The organism is Nocardioides sp. (assembly GCF_964228225.1).
In the GTDB taxonomy this organism is placed as follows: Bacteria; Actinomycetota; Actinomycetes; order Propionibacteriales; family Nocardioidaceae; genus Nocardioides.
Genome location: NZ_CAXQZB010000047.1, coordinates 26,313 through 44,722 on the forward strand (window position 1 = coordinate 26,313; position 18,410 = coordinate 44,722).

General features: G+C 75.3%; 17 protein-coding genes. All 17 read left to right on the forward strand.

Annotated elements, in window-relative coordinates:
* Nucleotides 1–4: 4 nt before the first annotated feature.
* Nucleotides 5–1,015, forward strand: a complete 1,011-nt coding sequence (rsmH, locus tag ACERUJ_RS11420) for a 16S rRNA (cytosine(1402)-N(4))-methyltransferase RsmH (protein WP_370248654.1) — start codon at nt 5–7, stop codon at nt 1,013–1,015.
* On the forward strand, nt 1,012–1,581 hold the full coding sequence (locus ACERUJ_RS11425; protein WP_370248655.1) for a hypothetical protein: 570 nt from the start codon (nt 1,012–1,014) through the stop codon (nt 1,579–1,581). The genes rsmH and ACERUJ_RS11425 overlap by 4 nt, the downstream gene beginning before the upstream one ends.
* Nucleotides 1,578–3,398, forward strand: coding sequence for a peptidoglycan D,D-transpeptidase FtsI family protein (locus ACERUJ_RS11430; protein WP_370248656.1), 1,821 nt, complete (start codon nt 1,578–1,580; stop codon nt 3,396–3,398). The genes ACERUJ_RS11425 and ACERUJ_RS11430 overlap by 4 nt, the downstream gene beginning before the upstream one ends.
* Before the next feature lie 29 nt (nt 3,399–3,427).
* Entirely contained in the window at nt 3,428–5,050 is a 1,623-nt protein-coding gene (locus ACERUJ_RS11435; RefSeq protein ID WP_370248657.1) for a UDP-N-acetylmuramoyl-L-alanyl-D-glutamate--2,6-diaminopimelate ligase, read from the forward strand.
* On the forward strand, nt 5,047–6,420 hold the full coding sequence (gene murF / locus ACERUJ_RS11440; RefSeq protein WP_370248658.1) for a UDP-N-acetylmuramoyl-tripeptide--D-alanyl-D-alanine ligase: 1,374 nt from the start codon (nt 5,047–5,049) through the stop codon (nt 6,418–6,420). The genes ACERUJ_RS11435 and murF overlap by 4 nt, the downstream gene beginning before the upstream one ends.
* Entirely contained in the window at nt 6,417–7,508 is a 1,092-nt protein-coding gene (gene mraY / locus ACERUJ_RS11445) for a phospho-N-acetylmuramoyl-pentapeptide-transferase (protein ID WP_370248659.1), read from the forward strand. The genes murF and mraY overlap by 4 nt, the downstream gene beginning before the upstream one ends.
* A complete protein-coding gene (gene murD, locus ACERUJ_RS11450) occupies nt 7,505–9,031 on the forward strand; it encodes a UDP-N-acetylmuramoyl-L-alanine--D-glutamate ligase (protein WP_370248660.1) in 1,527 nt (508 codons plus the stop codon). The genes mraY and murD overlap by 4 nt, the downstream gene beginning before the upstream one ends.
* 49 nt (nt 9,032–9,080) lie before the next feature.
* A complete protein-coding gene (ftsW, locus tag ACERUJ_RS11455) occupies nt 9,081–10,391 on the forward strand; it encodes a putative lipid II flippase FtsW (protein ID WP_370248661.1) in 1,311 nt (436 codons plus the stop codon).
* A 12-nt stretch (nt 10,392–10,403) separates the two neighbouring features.
* Entirely contained in the window at nt 10,404–11,489 is a 1,086-nt protein-coding gene (gene murG, locus ACERUJ_RS11460; protein ID WP_370248662.1) for an undecaprenyldiphospho-muramoylpentapeptide beta-N-acetylglucosaminyltransferase, read from the forward strand.
* Complete coding sequence (gene murC, locus ACERUJ_RS11465) at nt 11,486–12,862, forward strand: UDP-N-acetylmuramate--L-alanine ligase (protein WP_370248663.1); 1,377 nt, start codon at nt 11,486–11,488, stop codon at nt 12,860–12,862. Before murG ends, murC begins: the two co-directional genes overlap by 4 nt.
* Nucleotides 12,862–13,638 (forward strand): cell division protein FtsQ/DivIB, encoded by a 777-nt coding sequence (locus ACERUJ_RS11470; RefSeq protein ID WP_370248664.1) that lies wholly within the window; start codon nt 12,862–12,864, stop codon nt 13,636–13,638. Before murC ends, ACERUJ_RS11470 begins: the two co-directional genes overlap by 1 nt.
* Before the next feature lie 159 nt (nt 13,639–13,797).
* Nucleotides 13,798–14,967 carry a cell division protein FtsZ gene (ftsZ, locus tag ACERUJ_RS11475; protein WP_370248665.1) on the forward strand — a complete coding sequence of 390 codons (1,170 nt, stop codon included), beginning with the start codon at nt 13,798–13,800 and terminating at the stop codon, nt 14,965–14,967.
* A 3-nt stretch (nt 14,968–14,970) separates the two neighbouring features.
* Complete coding sequence (locus ACERUJ_RS11480; RefSeq protein WP_370248666.1) at nt 14,971–15,684, forward strand: polyphenol oxidase family protein; 714 nt, start codon at nt 14,971–14,973, stop codon at nt 15,682–15,684.
* Nucleotides 15,681–16,388 carry a YggS family pyridoxal phosphate-dependent enzyme gene (locus tag ACERUJ_RS11485; protein WP_370248667.1) on the forward strand — a complete coding sequence of 236 codons (708 nt, stop codon included), beginning with the start codon at nt 15,681–15,683 and terminating at the stop codon, nt 16,386–16,388. The genes ACERUJ_RS11480 and ACERUJ_RS11485 overlap by 4 nt, the downstream gene beginning before the upstream one ends.
* 58 nt (nt 16,389–16,446) lie before the next feature.
* Nucleotides 16,447–17,034, forward strand: a complete 588-nt coding sequence (locus tag ACERUJ_RS11490) for a cell division protein SepF (RefSeq protein WP_370248668.1) — start codon at nt 16,447–16,449, stop codon at nt 17,032–17,034.
* A gap of 13 nt (nt 17,035–17,047) precedes the next feature.
* Nucleotides 17,048–17,338, forward strand: a complete 291-nt coding sequence (locus tag ACERUJ_RS11495; RefSeq protein WP_370248669.1) for a YggT family protein — start codon at nt 17,048–17,050, stop codon at nt 17,336–17,338.
* A 189-nt stretch (nt 17,339–17,527) separates the two neighbouring features.
* Nucleotides 17,528–18,295: a DivIVA domain-containing protein gene (locus ACERUJ_RS11500; RefSeq protein WP_370248670.1), complete on the forward strand. Its 768-nt coding sequence runs from the start codon at nt 17,528–17,530 to the stop codon at nt 18,293–18,295.
* Nucleotides 18,296–18,410: the final 115 nt, after the last annotated feature.

The window sequence follows — 18,410 nt, forward strand, 5'->3', positions numbered from 1 at the left end:
GCCGATGTCCGCCCCCCTCCACGACCCGGTGATGCTCGACCGGGTCGTCGCGTTGCTGGCGCCCGCGCTCGACCGCGACGACGCCGTGCTGATCGACGCCACCCTCGGCCTCGGGGGACACAGCGAGGCCGTGCTCGCGCGCTGTCCCCGGGCACGGGTGGTGGGTGTGGACCGCGACCCCGAGGCGCTGCGGCGCGCGGGGGAGCGGCTGGCGCCCTTCGGTGACCGGTTCACCGGCGTGCACGCGGTCTACGACGAGATCCCCGCGGTGCTGGCCCGGCTCGGGCTGCGCGGGGTGGCCGGCGTCCTGTTCGACCTCGGCGTCTCCTCGATGCAGCTGGACCTGCCCGAGCGCGGCTTCGCCTACGCCGTGGACGCCCCGCTGGACATGCGGATGGACGGCGGTCCGGAGGACCCCCGCCCCACCGCCGCCGACGTGCTCAACACCTACACCGCCGCCCAGCTCACCCGCGTGCTGCGCGAGTACGGCGAGGAGCGCTTCGCCGCCAAGATCGCCCAGGCCGTGGTGCGCGAGCGCGAGGTCGAGCCCTTCACCACCTCGGGGCGCCTGGTCGAGCTGCTCTACCGGGTGATCCCGGCCCCCGCCCGCCGCACCGGCGGCCACCCCGGCAAGCGCACCTTCCAGGCCCTGCGTATGGAGGTCAACGACGAGCTCGCGGTGCTGCGTCGCGCGCTGCCCGCGGCCATCGACGCCCTCGAGGTCGGGGGTCGGGTGGTGGTGGAGTCCTACCACTCCCTGGAGGACCGACTCGTGAAGCAGGCCTTCGCCGCCGTCACGACCCTCGACCTCCCGCCCGACCTGCCCTTCGTGCCCGAGGGGGCCGAGCCCGCCCTGCGCGCGGTCACCCGCGGCGCGGAGCAGGCGTCCCCCGAGGAGGTGGCCCTCAACCCCCGCGCCGCCAGCGTGCGGCTGCGAGCCGTCGAGCGCGTCCGCCCCGCACCCCCGTCCCCTCCCGCCCGATCAGCCCGAGCCACCCGAGGAGCCGCCCGATGAGCAGCCCGAGCAGCCTTCGCACCGCCCGCGCCGCCGCGGCGCCGGCTCGCCCGGGTGGCGTGCGGCCCGCGGCCACCGGCCGCGCCCGGCTCGCCCTCGCCCCGCGATTTCCGCGGTGGGGACGTCGGGCCCCCCGCATGCCGTTCGTCGTGCTGGTCAGCGTGATCGCCGTGTCGGGGATCGTGGGTCTGCTGCTGTTCAACACCTCCATGCAGCAGGCGGCGTTCACCGCCACCCAGCTGGAGGACCGCGCGGCCGACCTCTCCGCGCGCTCGGAAGAGCTGGCGCTCGCGCTGGAGGACCTGCGCGACCCCCAGCGCATCGCCGAGCAGGCCTGTCGGGCCGGCATGGTGATGGGACCGACCGCGGCCTTCCTCGACGTCGACACCGGTCGCGTGATCGGCGTGCCCGAGCCGGCGGTGCGGGGCGCCTGCGGACTCACGGCCCCCACCCCGGCCCCGCCCACCCGCCCCGCGCCCCCGGCGCCCGCGCCCGCCGCCCAGCCCCGGGGTGTGGACGTGGCCTCGCCGCTGCGGTTCGGCGCCGGTCGGGGGGTGGCCCGATGACGACGTCGCGCGGGCCCGCGCCGCGCCCGGCACCGCGCCCGGCACGACGACCGGCACCGCGACCGGCACCCCGCCGGGGCAAGGTGCACCTGCGGCTGCAGGTCGGCTTCCTGGTGGTGGCCCTGGTGCTCTCGGTCTTCACCGCCCGCCTGGTGCAGCTGCAGGGCCTGGACCCCCGGCAGTACGCGCGTCTCGCCGCGGCCGAGGGCAAGGTCAGCGTCGTCCTGCCCGCCACGCGCGGGGCGATCCTCGACCGGTTCGGGCGGCCCTTCGCCCGCTCCACCGACGGCCTGATGATCGCCGCCAACCCGCAGCTGAGCGCCCAGGACGCCCCCGCGCTGGCCACGCTGCTCTCCCGGCGCCTGGACCTGGACTACTTCGAGACCCTCGAGCGGCTGCGCGACCCCGACACCCAGTTCCAGTACATCGCCCGGCAGGTGCCGGCCGCCCGCGCCCGCGCCGTCGTCGCCGACGCCGTCGAGCGCGGGCTGAAGGGGCTGGAGCTGCGCAACGACCCCGTGCGGGACTACCCGGCCCACGACATCGGCTGCAACCTGGTGGGGTTCATGGGCACGGGCAAGCACGGCGTCCCCAAGGCCCGGGCCGGCCTCGAGCGCGCCTTCGACCGCCAGCTCGCCGGCACCGACGGCGAGGCCCGCTACCAGACCGGCGCCTCGGGCCGCCGGATCCCGCTGGGCGACAACACCGTGACTCCGGCCGTCGACGGCACCGACCTCGTGACGACCCTCGACCGCGACCTGCAGTGGTACACCCAGCGGGTGCTGCGCCAGACCGTCCTCGGCGCGCGCGGTGACTCCGGCTACGCCGTGGTGCTCGACACCCGCACCGGGGAGACCCTGGCGCTGGCCGACTACCCGACCTACGACTGCGCCGACCCCCAGGACTACCCCGAGTCCTCCTACACCTCCCGGGCCCTGGCCGACGTCTACGAGCCCGGCTCGGTGGAGAAGGTGCTCACGGCCTCCAGCCTCATCGACGCCGGCCTGGTGACCGACCGCACCCGCTTCGTCGTGCCGCCGGTGCTGATGCGCCAGGACGCCCCGATCCACGACTACTTCGACCACGACACCCTGCGCCTGACCCTGGCCGGGATCATCGCCGTGTCCTCCAACATCGGCACCGTCATGGCCGCCGACGAGTTCGCCCCCGGCCAGCTGCGCGACTACCTGCAGCGCTTCGGCCTCGGGCAGCGCACCGGCGTCGGTCTCGGCGGTGAGAGCGCCGGCATCCTGCCCTCCGACGCGCAGTGGACCTCCCAGGTGGGCGACCGCATCGCCTTCGGCCAGTCGCTCTCGGTCACCGCGCTGCAGATGGCGGCCGCGGTGAACACCATCGCCAACGGCGGGATGCGGATCGACCCCAGCATCGTCCAGGGCAGCGCGACCACCGACGAGGGCCGCACCGTCGGCAGCGACGAGGCCGGCCTGCGCCGCGTCGTCAGCGAGGACGCCGCCCTCCAGACCATGCGGATGATGGAGCGCGTCGTGGACCCCGAGGACGGCGTGGCGCCCGGCGCGCGGGTCGCCGGCTACCGGGTCGCGGGCAAGACCGGCACTGCGCAGCGGGTGGGTCCCGACGGCACCTACGACGGCAGCTTCACCGTCTCCTTCGGCGGCTTCGCCCCCGCCGACGACCCGCGCTTCACCATCTACGTCGTCGTGCAGAACCCGCGCAACGGCGGCGGCGGCGGCTCGGTGGCCGGTCCGGCGTTCTCGCGGCTGATGACCTACGCCCTCTCCCGCTACGGGGTGCCGCCCACCGGCGCGGCGCCCTCGCGCCTGCCGGTCGAGTGGTGACGGCGGGCCCGAGCCGCCAAGATCGACCTGTGCCCGACCCGCGATCCGCCGACCCCGCACCCGTGCAGACCCGGCCCCGCCACCCCGTGCGGACCTCGCTCGCCGAGGTGCGGCAGTGGCTCGCGGAGCGGTCCGAGGGCGAGCTCGCCGCGGCCCTGCGGGCGTCGGGCGGGGACGACCCGACCGTCACCGGCCTGAGCCTGAGCACCGCGCGGGTCCGCGCGGGCGACCTCTACGCCGCCCTGCCCGGGGCGCACCGCCACGGCGCCGAGTTCGCCGCCCCGGCGGTCGAGGCCGGGGCCTGCGCGATCCTCACCGACCCCGCGGGCGCCGCGCTGGTGGCCCGCGACGGCGCCGGGGCGGGTGTCCCGGTGCTCGTCGTGGAACGGCCCCGCGCCCTGCTCGGTGCCCTGGCGGCGCGGCTGGCCGGGGAGCCGACCTCGCGGCTGCGCCTGATCGGCGTCACCGGCACCCAGGGCAAGACCACCACCACCCGGCTCGCCGAGGCCGCCCTCGCCGGGGCGGGGGTGCGGGCGGCGGTGGTCGGCACGATCGGCACCCGCATCGCCGGGCACGACGTCGCCACCGCCCTCACGACCCCCGAGGCGCCGGACCTGCAGGCGCTCTTCGCGGTGATGGTCGAGGAGCAGGTGGGGGTCTGCGCCATGGAGGTCTCCTCCCACGCGCTCGTGCTGGGGCGCGTCGACGGCGTGCTCTTCGACGTCGCGGTGTTCCTCAACCTCGGCCGCGACCACCTCGACTTCCACCGCGACCTCGAGGACTACTTCGCCGCCAAGGCCTCGCTGTTCACCCCCGAGCGCGCGCGGCGCGCGGTGATCTGCATCGACGACGAGTTCGGTCGACGGCTCGCGGCCGACACCCGGATCCCGGCGGTCACCTTCTCTTGGCGCGGCACCACCGACGGCCACACCCCGGACTGGTGGGTCGAGGACGTCGTCGCCACGCGGGGCGGGTCGCGCTTCACGGTGTGCGGACCCGGGGGCGTGCGCGCTCCCAGCGAGGTCGCCCTGCCCGGCGACTTCAACGTCGGCAACGCGGCCGCGGCGCTCGTGGCCGCCGCCCAGGCCGGTTACGACCCCGTCGTGGTCGGCGCGGCGCTGGCCCGGACCGGCGGGGTCCCGGGGCGGCTGGAGCGGGTCTCCGAGCCCGACGCCGACGTGCTCGTCGTCATCGACTACGCCCACAAGCCCGACGCCGTGCAGGCCGCCCTCGACACCCTGCGCCCCCTGGCCGCCGAGGCGCAGGGACGGGTGCTGGTCGTGCTGGGGGCCGGCGGCGACCGCGACCCCGGCAAGCGGCCCCTCATGGGGGCGCTGGCCGCCCGCCTCGCCGACGTCGTGGTGGTGACCGACGACAACCCGCGCTCGGAGGACCCGGCCGCGATCCGCGCCGCGGTGCTCGCCGGGGCCGCGGCGGAGCCCGACGCCCGGGCCGAGGTGCACGAGGTCGGCGATCGTCGCGCCGCCATCGCCACCGCCCTGGACCTCGCCCGGCCCGGCGATGTCGTGCTGGTGGCGGGCAAGGGCCACGAGACGGGTCAGGAGGTGGCCGGCGTGGTGCACCCGTTCGACGACCGCACGGTCGCCCGGACGCTGCTCGCGCAGCGGGAGGACCAGGAGGTACACCCATGATCCCGATGCGACTCGCCGAGATCGCCGCCGTCGTCGACGGCGAGGTGCACGGTCCGGCCGGGGCGGCCGAGGTGGTGGTGAGCGGTCCGGCCTTCCACGACAGCCGGGCGCCGGAGCCCGCCGGTCTCTACGTGGCCGTGGTGGGGGAGCGGGTCGACGGACACGACTTCGCCGCCGGTGCGCACGCGGTGCTCGGCAGCCGTCCCACCGACGGGCCCACCGTCGTCGTCGCCGATCCCGTGCGGGCGCTCGGGCGGCTGGCGCGCCACGTGGTGGCGGCGCTGCCGGCCCGCGTGAGCGCGCTCACCGGCTCGGCCGGCAAGACCAGCACCAAGGACCTGCTCGCCCAGGTGCTCGCCGCCGACGGCCCCACCGTGGCCACCCGCGCCAACGCCAACAACGAGCTCGGCGTCCCGCTCACCGCCCTGCGGGCCGACCCGGCCACCCGCCACCTCGTGGTGGAGATGGGCGCCCGCGGCGGCGGCCACCTCGCCTACCTGTGCGACCTCGTGCCCCCGACCGTCAGCGCCGTCCTCAACGTCGGCACCGCCCACATCGGGGAGTTCGGGTCGCGGGAGGGCATCGCGCGCGCCAAGGGCGAGCTGGTCGAGGCGCTGCCCGCGGAGGGCACCGCGGTGCTCAACGCCGACGACCCGCTGGTGTCGGCGATGGCGGCGCGCACGCGGGCGCGCGTCCTGACCTTCGGCGAGCACGCCGACGTGCGGTGGCGCGGGGTCTCCCTCGACGACCGCGGGCACCCGCGCTTCGAGCTCGGCCACGACGGCGTCTGGGCCCCGGTGGCCCTGCAGGTCACCGGCTGGCACCAGGTGCCCAATGCCGGCGCCGCGGCGGCCGTGGCGCTGGCCCGCGGCCTGGCGCTGGACACGGTGGCCGCCGGCCTGAGCGCGGCGGTCGCCGACTCGCGGTGGCGCATGGAGCTGCACGACCTGCCCTCCGGCACCCTGCTGGTCAACGACGCCTACAACGCCAGCCCGGACTCCGTGATCGCGGCCCTGAGCACCCTGGCCGACCTCGGGCGACGCCGCGGCGGGCGCGCCGTCGCCGTGCTCGGCGTGATGCTCGAGCTGGGGGAGGAGCACGTGCCCGGCCACACCCGCGTCGGCACCGCGGCCGGCGAGCTCGGCCTCGACGCGGTGGTCGTGATCGGCGACGACGCCGCCGCCCTCGCGGCCGGCGCCCGGGCGGCCGGCGTCGGTGAGGTGATCGTCACGGCGAGCCGGGAGGACGCCGCGGCCTGGGTGCGCGAGAATGCCGGAGGCCTCGACGTCGTCCTGGTCAAGGCCTCACGCGGGGCGGCACTCGAGCGCGTCGTGGAGCAGTTGCTGGAAGGAGACGCCCCGGCGTCATGAGAGCGATCCTGTTGGGCGGCGGCCTCGCGCTGCTGGTCTCGCTGATCGGCACCCGCTTCGCGATCAGCCGGTTCACCCGGCTCGGGTACGGCCAGGAGATCCGCGAGGACGGCCCCACGACCCACCACACCAAGCGCGGCACCCCCACGATGGGCGGCGTCGCGATCATCGGGGCCACCCTGGTGGGCTACTTCGGCGCCAAGCTGCTCACCCTCACCCCGCCCACGGCCTCGGGGCTGCTGCTGATCTACCTCTTCGTGGGGATGGGCCTGGTGGGGTTCCTCGACGACTTCATCAAGATCTACAAGCAGCGCAACCTCGGCCTGCGCAGCAAGGCCAAGATGATCGGGCAGACGTTCATCGCCCTCAGCTTCGGCGCGCTCGCGCTCTCGCCGTGGCTCGAGGACGACCGGGGCGAGACGCCGGCCTCGCACAGCCTGTCCTTCATCCGCGACTTCAGCTGGGAGCTGCCCACGCTGGTCGTGCTGGCGGTGATCTGGTTGATCGTCACCGCCACGAGCAACGGCGTGAACCTCACCGACGGCCTCGACGGCCTGGCCACCGGCGCGAGCGTGATGGTGTTCGGCGCCTACATGCTGGTCAACATCTGGCAGACCAACCAGTGGTGCGGCCGCGAGCAGCTGGAGTTCCCCGAGCTGTGCTACGAGGTGCGCGACCCCTACGACCTCGCGATCATCGCCGCGGCGATCACGGGAGCCTGCTTCGGGTTCTTGTGGTGGAACGCCAGTCCCGCCCGGATCTTCATGGGCGACACCGGCTCGCTGGCCCTCGGCGGCGCGCTGGCCGGCTTCGCCGTCCTCACCCGCACCGAGCTGCTCCTGGTCGTCCTGGGCGGCGTGTTCGTCATGGAGACCGTCTCGGTGATGCTCCAGGTCGGCACCTTCAAGATCACCAAGCGCACGACCGGCACCGGGCGCCGCCTGTTCCGCATGGCGCCGCTGCACCACCACTTCGAGATGCTCGGCTGGGAGCAGATCACGGTCGTGATCCGGTTCTGGATCATCACCGGCATCCTCGTGGCCGCCGGGCTCGGGCTGTTCTACGCCGAATGGGTCGCGAGCCTGTGACCGATCCGGTCGCGGGGCTGCACCGGTACGCCGACTGGGACGGCGTCGCCGTCACGGTCCTGGGCTTCGACGACGCCGGGATGGCCGCCGCCGACAACCTGACCCACCTCGGGGCGCAGGTCACCGCGCTGGCCGAGGACGCCGACGCCGGCCAGCTCGAGCGCGCCCAGCTGCTGGAGGTCCTCGGCGCCCGCGTCGAGATCCACCGCGGCGCCACCGCCGTGCTGCCGGAGGGCACCGCGCTGGTGGTGGCCTCGGCGTCCTTCGGCGACGACGCGCCGCTGCTGCGCGCGGCGGCCGCCGCCGGCATCCCGGTGTGGGGCGAGGTCGAGCTCGGCTGGCGGCTGCGCGACACCCGTGCCCGCGAGGTGCCGTGGCTGTGCGTCGCCGGCGTCAACGGCGTGGCGAGCACGACGGCGATGCTGGCCGCAGTGCTGCGGGCGGCCGGGCTGCGGCCGGTGGTGGCCGGTGCCCCCGGTCTGTCGCTGGTCGAGGTCGTGATGGACCCCGCCCACGCCGACACCGTGGACGTGGTGGTCGTGGGCGCCGACGGCGCCGCCCTGCGCGGGGCGCGGTCGATGAGCGCGACCGCCGCCGCGGTGCTCAACGTCGGCGGCGACCTGCTGCCGCCCGCGCAGGCCCACCGTGCGCGCGGGCTCGGTGCGGCGTACGCCAACGCCCGGCTCGCCTGCGTCTACACCGTCGCCGACCCCGGCACCGAGGAGCTGGTGCTGGAGGCCGAGGTCGTGGAGGGGGCGCGCGCCATCGGGGTCACGCTCGGGATGCCCTCGATCGGTCAGGTCGGGGTGGTGGAGGAGCTGCTGGTCGACCGCGCCTTCATCGTCGAACGTGCCACGAGCGCCGCGGAGCTCGCGACGCTGGCCGACCTCACCCCGGCCTCCGCCGGCTCGGGGAGCGCCGGCCCGGGTCCGGCGGCGGTCACCGACGCCCTCGCCGCGGCGGCGCTCGCGCGCGCCCTCGGCGTGCCCCAGGAGGCCGTGCGCGACGGGTTGCGCGCCAGCGCGCCGCTGCCGCACCGCGCCGTCGCGGTGGCCATCCTCGCCGGCGTGCACTGGGTCGACGACGCCGCCGCGACCGACCTCCACGCCGTGCGGGCCGCGCTGGGCGCCGTCTCCTCGGGCGTGTGGGTGGTGGCGGCCGCCTGCGGCCAGGACGTGCCCGCCGCCCTCGACGCCCTGGTGGCCGCCGCCCACGACCGCTGCCGCGCGGTGGTCGTGGTTGAGGCGGGGAGCGTGACGGGTGGGACGGGTGCGACTCCCGGGACGGATGTGACGATCCGTGGTGCGTTTGCGCGACACGCCCCGGATGTCCCGGTCTTCACGGTGGCGCCCGATCAGGATGGCCCTGTCGATGCCGCGGCGCTGATGCACCGGGTGGTCGAGGTGGCTGCTGCGGCGGCCCGCCCCGGCGACACCGTGCTCCTCGCCCCCGGTGCCGACACCACGAGCACCGGGATCGACGGCGACGCCTTCGCCGCCGCGGTGCACGGGCGGAGCGGCTGAGAGGCACCGCCCGGCGACCGAACGACAGCACGGCCGAGGAGGGGACCCGGTGACCACCGTCCAGCCCGAGCGTCCCACCCGCACCACGCGGCCCGCCGTGACGCTGCCCGCGCCGCTGCGCGCCCCCGGTCGCGACGGGGAGGACCGCCTCCCGCTCCGGGTCGGGGTGCGCCGCTGGGTCGGTGCGCTGCGTGAAGCGCTGGACCGGCCGCTCACCACCTACTACCTGCTGCTCGGGTCGGTGGCGCTGCTTCTCACCATCGGCCTGATCATGGTGCTCTCCGCCTCCAGCGTGTACTCCTTCCGCGAGAACGGCGACTCCTACGCCGTCGTGCGCAAGCAGCTGATCTGGGTGGCCATCGGGCTGCCGGCGGCGTGGTCGGCCGCGCACTTCCCGCACGTCTGGGTGCGCCGCCTGGCCTACCCCGTCTACGGCGTCTCGCTGCTGCTGCTCGCGCTCACCGCGTTCATCGGGGTGGAGATCAACGGCAACCAGAACTGGCTGGCCCTCGGCCCGGTGCAGATCCAGCCCTCCGAGATCGCCAAGTTCGCGATGGTGCTGTGGGCCGCCAACATCCTGGCCAACAAGGAGCGCCGCCTCGGCTCGGTCAAGCAGATGGCCGTGCCCGTCGTGCCCGGCATGCTGCTCGCGATCATGCTCGTGCTCCTGGGACGCGACGTCGGCACGGCGCTGGTCTTCCTCGCCATCATGGTCGGCATGCTGTGGGTGGTCGGCCTGCCGCTGCGCTACTTCCTGGTCGGGACCATGGCCGGTGCCGTCGGGGCGCTCGCGCTGGCGGCCACCGACCCCGAGCGACTCGACCGCATCCGTACCGCGTTCGACCCGATGCAGGACTTCCTCGGCACCGGCTGGCAGCCGGCCCACGGCCTCTATGCGATGGCCAGCGGCGGCGTGTTCGGGCAGGGGATCGGGGCGAGTCGGCAGAAGTGGGGCACCCTGCCCGAGGCCCACACCGACTTCATCTTCGCGGTGCTGGGGGAGGAGCTCGGACTGGCCGGCACGGTGCTGGTGATCGGGCTGTTCCTCACGCTGGCCTTCGCCGCGCTGCGGATCGCCCGCCACACCGCGGACCCGTTCGTGCGCTACGCCTCCTTCGGGATCGTGGTGTGGCTGCTCGGCCAGATGATGATCAACATCGGCATGGTGCTCGCGATGCTGCCCGTCATCGGGATCCCGCTGCCCCTGGTGTCCTACGGCGGATCGAGCCTGGTGCCCACCCTGGCGGCGCTCGGCCTGCTCATCGGGTTCGCCCGGCGCGAGCCCGAGGCCGCCCGTGCGCTGGCCCAGCGACCGCACCGTCGGCGTCCCCGCTCGGTCGGCCTCGCCGCGCGCCGGTAGTTTCGCCCCATCATGGTCACCGTGCTGCTGGCCGGCGGAGGCACCGCCGGACACACCTCGCCCCTGCTCGCCACCGCCGACGCCCTGCGTCGCCTCGACCCCGAGGTGGCCATCACCTGCCTCGGCACCCCGCGCGGGCTGGAGAGCACCGTCGTGCCCGCCGCCGGGTACCCCCTGGAGCTGGTGCCGCCCGTGCCCCTGCCGCGCCGGCTCAACGGCGACCTGCTGCGGGTCCCCGCGCGACTGCGCGCCACCGTCCGCGAGACCCTCGCCGTGCTCGACCGGGTGCGCCCCGACGTCGTCGTCGGCTACGGCGGCTACGTCTCGGTGCCGGCCTACCTCGCCGCGCGCCGGCGTCGCCTGCCGATCGTGGTGCACGAGCAGAACACGGTGCCGGGGATCGCGAACAAGCTCGGCGCGCGCGTCGCGCGGCGGGTCGCGGTGAGCTGCCCCGGCACCCCGCTGCGCGGGGCGGAGCAGGTGGGCCTGCCGCTGCGCGGGATGATCGCCGGCCTCGACCGCGCCGCACGGCGCGCCGAGGCCCGGGCCGCGTTCGGTCTCGACCCCGAGGCGCCCACCCTGCTCGTCACCGGCGGCTCCCAGGGCGCGCGCCGGCTCAACCAGCAGGTCTCGGCGGCCTCCGCCGCGCTCGGCGCCGCCGGGGTGCAGGTGCTGCACGTGCAGGGCAAGCACGGCGGGGCCGAGCCCGCCCCGCCCGCCCCGGGCGCCCCGCCCTACGTCGTGCTCGACTACGTCGACCGGATGGACCTCGCCTACGCCGCCGCCGACCTCGTGCTGTGCCGGGCGGGCGCCAACAGCGTCACCGAGGCCGCCGCCGTCGGCCTCCCGGCCGTGTTCGTGCCGCTGGCGGTCGGCAACGGCGAGCAGTACCGCAACGCGCTCCCGGTGGTCGAGGCCGGCGGGGCGCTGCTGGTGCGCGACGCCGAGCTCACCACCGAATGGGTGCTGGCCCACGTGCCCGCGCTGGTCACCGACGCCGACCGGCTGCGCACCATGGGCGCGGCCGCGGCCGCCCTCATCCCGCGCGACGCCGACGAGCGCCTGGCGCGGCTGATCCTGCAGGAGGCCGGGCGGTGAGGGTCCCCGTGCCCGACGTGCTGCTGCCGGCCGAGCAGCTCGGTGCCGTGCACCTGGTGGGCATCGGCGGCGCGGGCCTGTCGGGCATCGCGCGGCTGCTGCTGGCCCGCGGTGTCCGGGTGAGCGGCAGCGACGGCGCGGACTCGCCGACGCTCGCGGCCCTGGCCGCGCTCGGGGCGCGGGTGCATGTGGGGCACGACGCCGCCCACATCGCGGGGGCCGACACGCTCGTGGTGTCCACCGCGGTGCCCGAGGACAACCCCGAGGTCGTGGCCGCCCGGGCGGCCGGACTGCGGATCCTGCCCCGCTCGGCCGCCCTGGTCGCGGTGATGAGCGGACAGCGCGTGATCGCCGTTGCCGGCACCCACGGCAAGACCACCACCACCTCGCTGCTCACCGTCGCGCTGCAGGCCGCGGGCGCCGACCCCTCTTACGCCATCGGCGGCGACCTCGCCGCCACCGGCCTCAACGCCGCCCGCGGGCAGGGCCCCGACTTCGTGGCCGAGGCCGACGAGAGCGATGGCGCGTTCCTGGTCTACGACGTGCACGGTGCGATCGTCACCAACGTCGACGCCGACCACCTCGACCACTGGGGCAGCGTCGAGGCCTACGACGACGCGTTCCGGCGCTTCGCCGACGCCGTGCCGGCCCAGGGGTTCCTCGTCTGCTGCGTCGACGACCCCGGGGCGGCGGCCCTGGCCGCGCACGCCCGGGGCCGCGGCACCCGGGTGCTCACCGTGTCGGCCCACCCCGGCGTCGCCGCCGACCTGGGCCCCGAGGCGCTGGAGGGCATCACGCTGTGGGCCCCGGGCGACCACTACCGCGCCGACGCCCTCGCGGCCCTGGCCGCGGGGGAGGCCCTCGGGCACGCGCGCGCCGACCTGCTGCGCGGCCTGGCCGCCTACACCGGCACCCGTCGCCGCATGGAGCCCAAGGGCGAGGCCGGCGGCGTCCGCGTGTACGACTCCTACGCCCACCACCCCACCGAGATCGCCGGCGACCTCCAGGCCGCCCGCGGGCTGGCCGGCGCCGGGCGCGTGGTCGTGGCCTACCAGCCGCACCTGGTCTCGCGCACCCGGCTGTTCGGGGCGGAGATGGGGCGCGCGCTCGGGGCGGCCGACGAGGTCGTCGTGCTCGACGTCTACCTCGCCCGCGAGGCCGCCGACCCCGCCGTCACCGGAGCGCTGGTGGCCGACGCCGTGCCGCTGCCACCGGCGCAGGTGGCCTACGTCCCCGATCTCGCCGACGCTGCCGCTGCCCTGGCCGACCGGGCCCGTCCCGGCGACCTCGTGCTCACCCTGGGGGCGGGCAGCATCACCACCGTGGGCCCGGAGGTCCTCGACCTGCTGCAGCGGGACGGGAGCGGGTCCTGATGGCCCGCACCGCCACCCGGCCACCGCGTCGCGAGGACACCGAGCAGGCGCGGATCGAGCGCACCCGCCGCCGCTTCGCGCGTCGGCAGTGGGCGCGGCGCTGGCTCACCTGGCGCCGGGTGCTGGTCGCCGCCGGCGTCGCCGCGGCGGTCGGGGCGGCGGTCTGGGCGGTCTTCTTCTCCTCCTTCCTCGCGGTGCAGGGGGTGGAGGTGCTCGGCGCCCGCGACCTCGACCCGGCCGCCGTCGAGAGCGCCGCGCGCGTGCCCACCGGAGGGCCCCTGGCCACCGTCGACCTCGTCGCGATCGAGCGCCGGGTGGCGGCGATGGCCTCGGTGCGCCGGGTGGACGTCAGTCGCAAGTGGCCCGACCGGGTGCTGATCCAGATCGAGGAGCGCGTGCCGGTGGCCGTGGTGGCCCGCGGCACCGAGCTGCGCGCGGTCGACGCCGACGGCGTGGTGTTCGGTGCCTACCGGCGCCAGCCCGCCGACCTGCCCCGCATCGAGCTCCTCGGCGTGCTCGAGACCGACGTCGACGCCCTGCGCGAGGCCGCGGCGGTCGCCGCCGCGCTGCCGAGCACGCTCGCCGACGTCACCGACCACCTCGTGGTGCGCGGCGCCGACGACATCTCCCTGGAGCTGCGCGACGGCCGGATCGCGGCGTGGGGGAGCAGCGAGGCCTCGCGCCAGAAGGCCGAGGTCCTGCTCGCGCTGCTCGCGCAGAAGGCGAGCGCCTTCGACGTCTCGGTGCCCGGACGCCCGACGCTGCGCCGCGACTGATCTCGCCGCGCGCGGCGTGTCGGGACCGCCTCGGGGCGTCGGGCTGCCTAGATTCGTCCACGTCGAGGTTGACATAACTATAACCCTCTACCTGAGGGTCAGAGTTGAGGCACCCGGCACCGATCGCACCCAACCCCCTGCTCGAGAGGTGAACCCGTCGTGGGAGCTGCCCAGAACTACCTGGCCATCATCAAGGTGGTCGGCATCGGCGGCGGCGGCGTCAACGCCGTCAACCGCATGATCGAGGTCGGCCTCAAGGGGGTCGAGTTCATCGCGATCAACACCGACGCCCAGGCGCTGCTGATGAGCGACGCCGACGTCAAGCTCGACATCGGCCGTGAGCTGACCCGCGGCCTCGGTGCCGGCGCCAACCCCGACGTGGGGGCGCAGGCGGCCGAGGACCACGCCGAGGAGATCGAGGAGGTCCTCAAGGGGGCCGACATGGTCTTCGTCACCGCCGGCGAGGGCGGCGGCACGGGCACCGGCGGTGCGCCGGTGGTCGCGCGCATGGCCCGCTCGCTCGGGGCGCTCACCATCGGTGTGGTCACCCGGCCCTTCGCCTTCGAGGGTCGCCGCCGTGCCGGCTCGGCCGACGAGGGCATCGCCCGGCTGGGAGAGGCGGTCGACTCCCTCATCTTGATCCCCCCCGACCGGCTGCTCTCTATCAGCGACCGCAACGTCTCGGTGCTCGACGCCTTCAAGCAGGCCGACCAGGTGCTGCTCCAGGGCGTCTCGGGCATCACCGACCTCATCACCACCCCGGGCCTGATCAACCTCGACTTCGCCGACGTGAAGTCGGTCATGGCCAACGCCGGCTCGGCGCTGATGGGCATCGGCTCGGCCCGCGGCGACGACCGCGCCGTCGCGGCGGCCGAGATGGCGGTCTCCAGCCCGCTACTCGAGGCCAGCATCGACGGCGCCCACGGCGTGCTGCTCAGTATCGCCGGCGGCTCCGACCTCGGCCTGTTCGAGATCAACGAGGCCGCCGCGCTGGTGTCGGACTCCGCCCACCCCGAGGCCAACATCATCTTCGGTGCCACCATCGACGACGCCCTGGGCGACGAGGTGCGCGTCACCGTCATCGCCGCCGGCTTCGACGGCGGTCAGCCCAAGCGCCGTGAGGAGGGGGCCACGCTGCGCGCGCCGCGCCCCGAGCCCACCCGTCCCGAGCCGGTCCGGGCCGCCGCCCCCGCCGCTGCCCCGGCGGCCGCGGCGCCGACGACCCCCGCCACGCCGGCGCAGGCCCGTCCCGAGCAGCCCGTGGCCCCGCGCCCGGAGCCGGTGGCGATCGACGACGACGAGCTCGACATCCCCGACTTCCTGAAGTGAGTCGTGTTCGCCTTCCGTGAGACCGTCGACCTCGACCCCGGTGCCGCTGCGGCGCCGCGGGTCGAGGTCGCGTTCACGGACGGCACGCTCGACCTCCAGGGGCACGCGCCCGGCTTCGCCGACTCCCTCGCGCGCCTGGAGGAGCACGCCGGCGTCCGGTTCGCCCGGCTGACCCAGGTGCACGGCGACGCGGTGCACCTGGTCGACACGCCCCCCACCGCCGGTCCGGGGGAGGAGGTCCCCACCGCCGACGCCCAGGTCACCGACCTGCCCGGCGTCGGGCTGATGGTGCGAGTGGCCGACTGCGTGCCGGTGGTCCTGGTCGGTCGGGCGGGGGAGCGGGCGGTGCTCGGCGTCGCCCACGCCGGTCGTCGCGGCGTCGAGCTCGGCGTCGTGGGCCGCACGGTCGAGGCGATGCGACGCCGCGGCGCCACCGGCCTGCGCGCCTGGGTGGGCCCCCACGTGTGCGGTCGCTGCTACGAGGTGCCGGCCGCGATGCGCGAGGAGGTCGCCGCCCGGGTGCCCTCCACCCGTGCCACCACCCGGCAGGGCACCGCCGCCCTCGACCTCGGTGCCGGGGTGGTGGCCCAGCTCCACGCCCTCGACGTCGCCACCGCGACGGTGGACCGCTGCACCCTCGAGGACCCCGGCCTGCACTCCTACCGTCGCGACGGCGCCGCCGCCGGGCGCTTCGCCGGTCTGGTGTGGACCCGGTGACCCCGGCGACCCGCGCCGAGCAGCTGAGCGCCAACCTCGCCACCGTGCGCGCGCGCATCCGCGCCGCCGCGCTGCAGGCGGGGCGCGGCCCCGACGACGTCGCCCTCGTGGTCGTCACCAAGTTCTTCCCCGCCTCCGACGTGCGGCTGCTCGCCGGGCTCGGGGTCACCGAGGTCGGCGAGAACCGCCACCAGGAGGCGGCCGCCAAGGCGCTCGAGTGCGCCGACCTCGGCCTGCGCTGGCACTTCATCGGCGGCCTGCAGACCAACCAGGCCGCCGCGGTCGCGCGCTACGCCGACGTGGTGGCGTCGGTGGACCGCCCGGCGCTGCTGGGGCGGCTGGCGCGCGGCGCCGAGGAGTCCGGGCGCGTCGTGGAGGTCCTGCTGCAGGTGAGCCTCGACCCGCCGGGCGCCGACCACCGTGCCGGCGTGGCCGTCGAGGACCTGCCGGCCCTGGCTGCCGCGGTGGCCGAGCACGACGCCCTCGCCCTGCGTGGGCTGATGGCCGTCGCGCCCCTCGGCGAGGACCCGGAGCCCGCCTTCGCCCGCCTCGCGCGGGTGCGGCACTCCTTCCTCCAAGAGCACCCCGGCGCCGACGTCCTGTCGGCCGGGATGAGCGGCGACCTCGAGGCCGCGATCGCGCACGGCGCGACACACGTGCGCGTCGGGTCCGCGGTCCTCGGTTCGAGGCCCGGTGTGAAGTAGTGTCCGAAACGACCCCCTGCGACCGCCCGGTCGCCCGGAACCTGGAGTGTGAGCAGTCATGAGCGGTGCGATGCGCAGGATCGGCGAGTACCTCGGCCTGCTCGAGGACACCGGTCGCTACGACGAGTACGGCGACGCCTACGACGAGTACGACGGCCGCGACCCCCGCCACGAGTCCCGCCAGGAGTCGCGTCACGACCGTTACGACGACGAGCACCCCACCGAGCAGCACGCCCCGCGCACCGCCAAGCTCCCGCGTCGCGAGGCCGTGCGCGAGTACGACGATCGGCCGGCCGCGCCCGTGGCCGACCTCACCGAGCGCCGCCGTGTCACCGCGGTGGCGCCCGTCGCCCCGGCGGTCGCCGAGCTCTCCCGGATCATCACCCTGCACCCGCGCACGTACAACGAGGCCCGGACCGTGGGCGAGCACTTCCGCGACGGCACCCCGGTCATCATGAACCTCACCGAGATGAGCGACGACGACGCCAAGCGTCTCGTCGACTTCGCCGCCGGCCTGGTTTTTGCCACGCGTGGCACGATCGAGCGCATCACCGCCAAGGTGTTCCTGCTCTCGCCGCCGAACGTCTCGGTCGCCGCCGAGGACAAGCAGCGCATCGCCGAGGGCGGCTTCTTCAACCAGAGCTAGTCGTAGGAGCCCCGTGTCCGTGCTCGGCCCGTCCCTCCACCTGTTCCTCGTCGTCTTCATCGGATGCCTGTGGATCCGCTTCATCGTCGACTGGGTGCAGATCTTCGCCCGGGCGTGGACCCCCCGCGGCCCGCTGCTCGTGTTCCTCGAGGGCGCCTACTCCTTCACCGACCCCCCGATCAAGGGTCTGCGCAAGGTCATCAAGCCCATCCGGATCGGCAACTTCGCCCTCGACCTGTCCTTCCTGCTGGTCTTCCTGGCCGCCCTGTTCCTGCGCTCCCTGGTCGCCGCCTATCTACTCTGAGCCCGGCGCCCGGCCCGTCACGCACGCCCGTCGTGTCACACCTGCACCACGAAGAGCGCTAAGGTGCGACTGGTACGGGGGTCGTCGGGTCCCGCTGATCGGCGAAGCCACCCCCACGTCGCACCCTGATCCCGCTCAACCACCGCGTCGCCGCTGCGGCGACCGACGAACAAGGAAACGAGTGAAGCCATGCCGCTGACTCCCGAGGACGTGAGCAACAAGCGATTCACTCCTGTCAGGCTCCGTGAGGGCTACGACATGGGTGAGGTCGACCAGTTCCTCGACGAGGTGGAGGCGGAGCTGGCCCGGCTCACCAAGGAGAACGAGGACCTCCGCACCAAGCTCGCCGCCGCCCAGGCCGGTGCCGCCACCGCCGCGGCCGCCGCCCCGGCGCCGGCCGCCCCGGTCGAGTCGCCGTTCGCGAAGGCGCCCGAGCCGGCCCCCGTCACCGCTCCGGTGCCGGTCACCCCGTCCCGCCCGGCCAAGCCCGAGGTCGAGACGATCCGGGTCGAGACCGTGCCCGACGCCTCCAACGCCGCGGCCCGCCTGCTCGAGATCGCCACGCGCAACGCCGACGAGCTCGTCGAGGAGGCCAAGGACGAGGCCGACAAGATCATCGGCGAGGCCCGCACGAAGGCCGAGCGCCTCGACGTCGAGGCCCGCAGCCGCGCCGACCGCCTCGAGAGCGACGCCCGCACCCGGGCGCAGATGCTCGACACCGAGACCTCCGAGCGTCGCGCCCAGCTGTTCGGCGACCTGGAGAAGGAGCGCGACAAGCTCAGCATCGAGGTCGAGAACCTGCGCTCCTTCGAGCGCGAGTACCGGGCCCGTCTGAAGAGCTACTTCACCCAGCAGCTGGAGTCGCTCAACGTCGGCACCGAGGCGGACTTCACCCCGGCCGAGGACGCGCCCGCCCCGAAGCGTCTGCGCTCCATCCTGGGCGACGAGGACGCCTGACCCCTGCCCGCGTCGACGACGGCCGGCCCGGGCTCCTCGGGCCCCTCGGGTCCTTCGGGAGCCGGTGACTCGTCGCCGTCGCGGGTGCCGTCGAGGCGGATCCCGCGCAGCGCCT

Bases quoted from the DNA above. Each gene is read 5' to 3' on its own strand.
- rsmH (WP_370248654.1), top strand. From the start codon at position 5: ATGTCCGCCCCCCTCCACGACCCGGTGATGCTCGACCGGGTCGTCGCG.
- ACERUJ_RS11425 (WP_370248655.1), top strand. From the start codon at position 1,012: ATGAGCAGCCCGAGCAGCCTTCGCACCGCCCGCGCCGCCGCGGCGCCG.
- ACERUJ_RS11430 (WP_370248656.1), top strand. From the start codon at position 1,578: ATGACGACGTCGCGCGGGCCCGCGCCGCGCCCGGCACCGCGCCCGGCA.
- murF (WP_370248658.1), top strand. From the start codon at position 5,047: ATGATCCCGATGCGACTCGCCGAGATCGCCGCCGTCGTCGACGGCGAG.
- mraY (WP_370248659.1), top strand. From the start codon at position 6,417: ATGAGAGCGATCCTGTTGGGCGGCGGCCTCGCGCTGCTGGTCTCGCTG.
- murG (WP_370248662.1), top strand. From the start codon at position 10,404: ATGGTCACCGTGCTGCTGGCCGGCGGAGGCACCGCCGGACACACCTCG.
- ACERUJ_RS11470 (WP_370248664.1), top strand. From the start codon at position 12,862: ATGGCCCGCACCGCCACCCGGCCACCGCGTCGCGAGGACACCGAGCAG.
- ACERUJ_RS11490 (WP_370248668.1), top strand. From the start codon at position 16,447: ATGAGCGGTGCGATGCGCAGGATCGGCGAGTACCTCGGCCTGCTCGAG.
- ACERUJ_RS11500 (WP_370248670.1), top strand. From the start codon at position 17,528: ATGCCGCTGACTCCCGAGGACGTGAGCAACAAGCGATTCACTCCTGTC.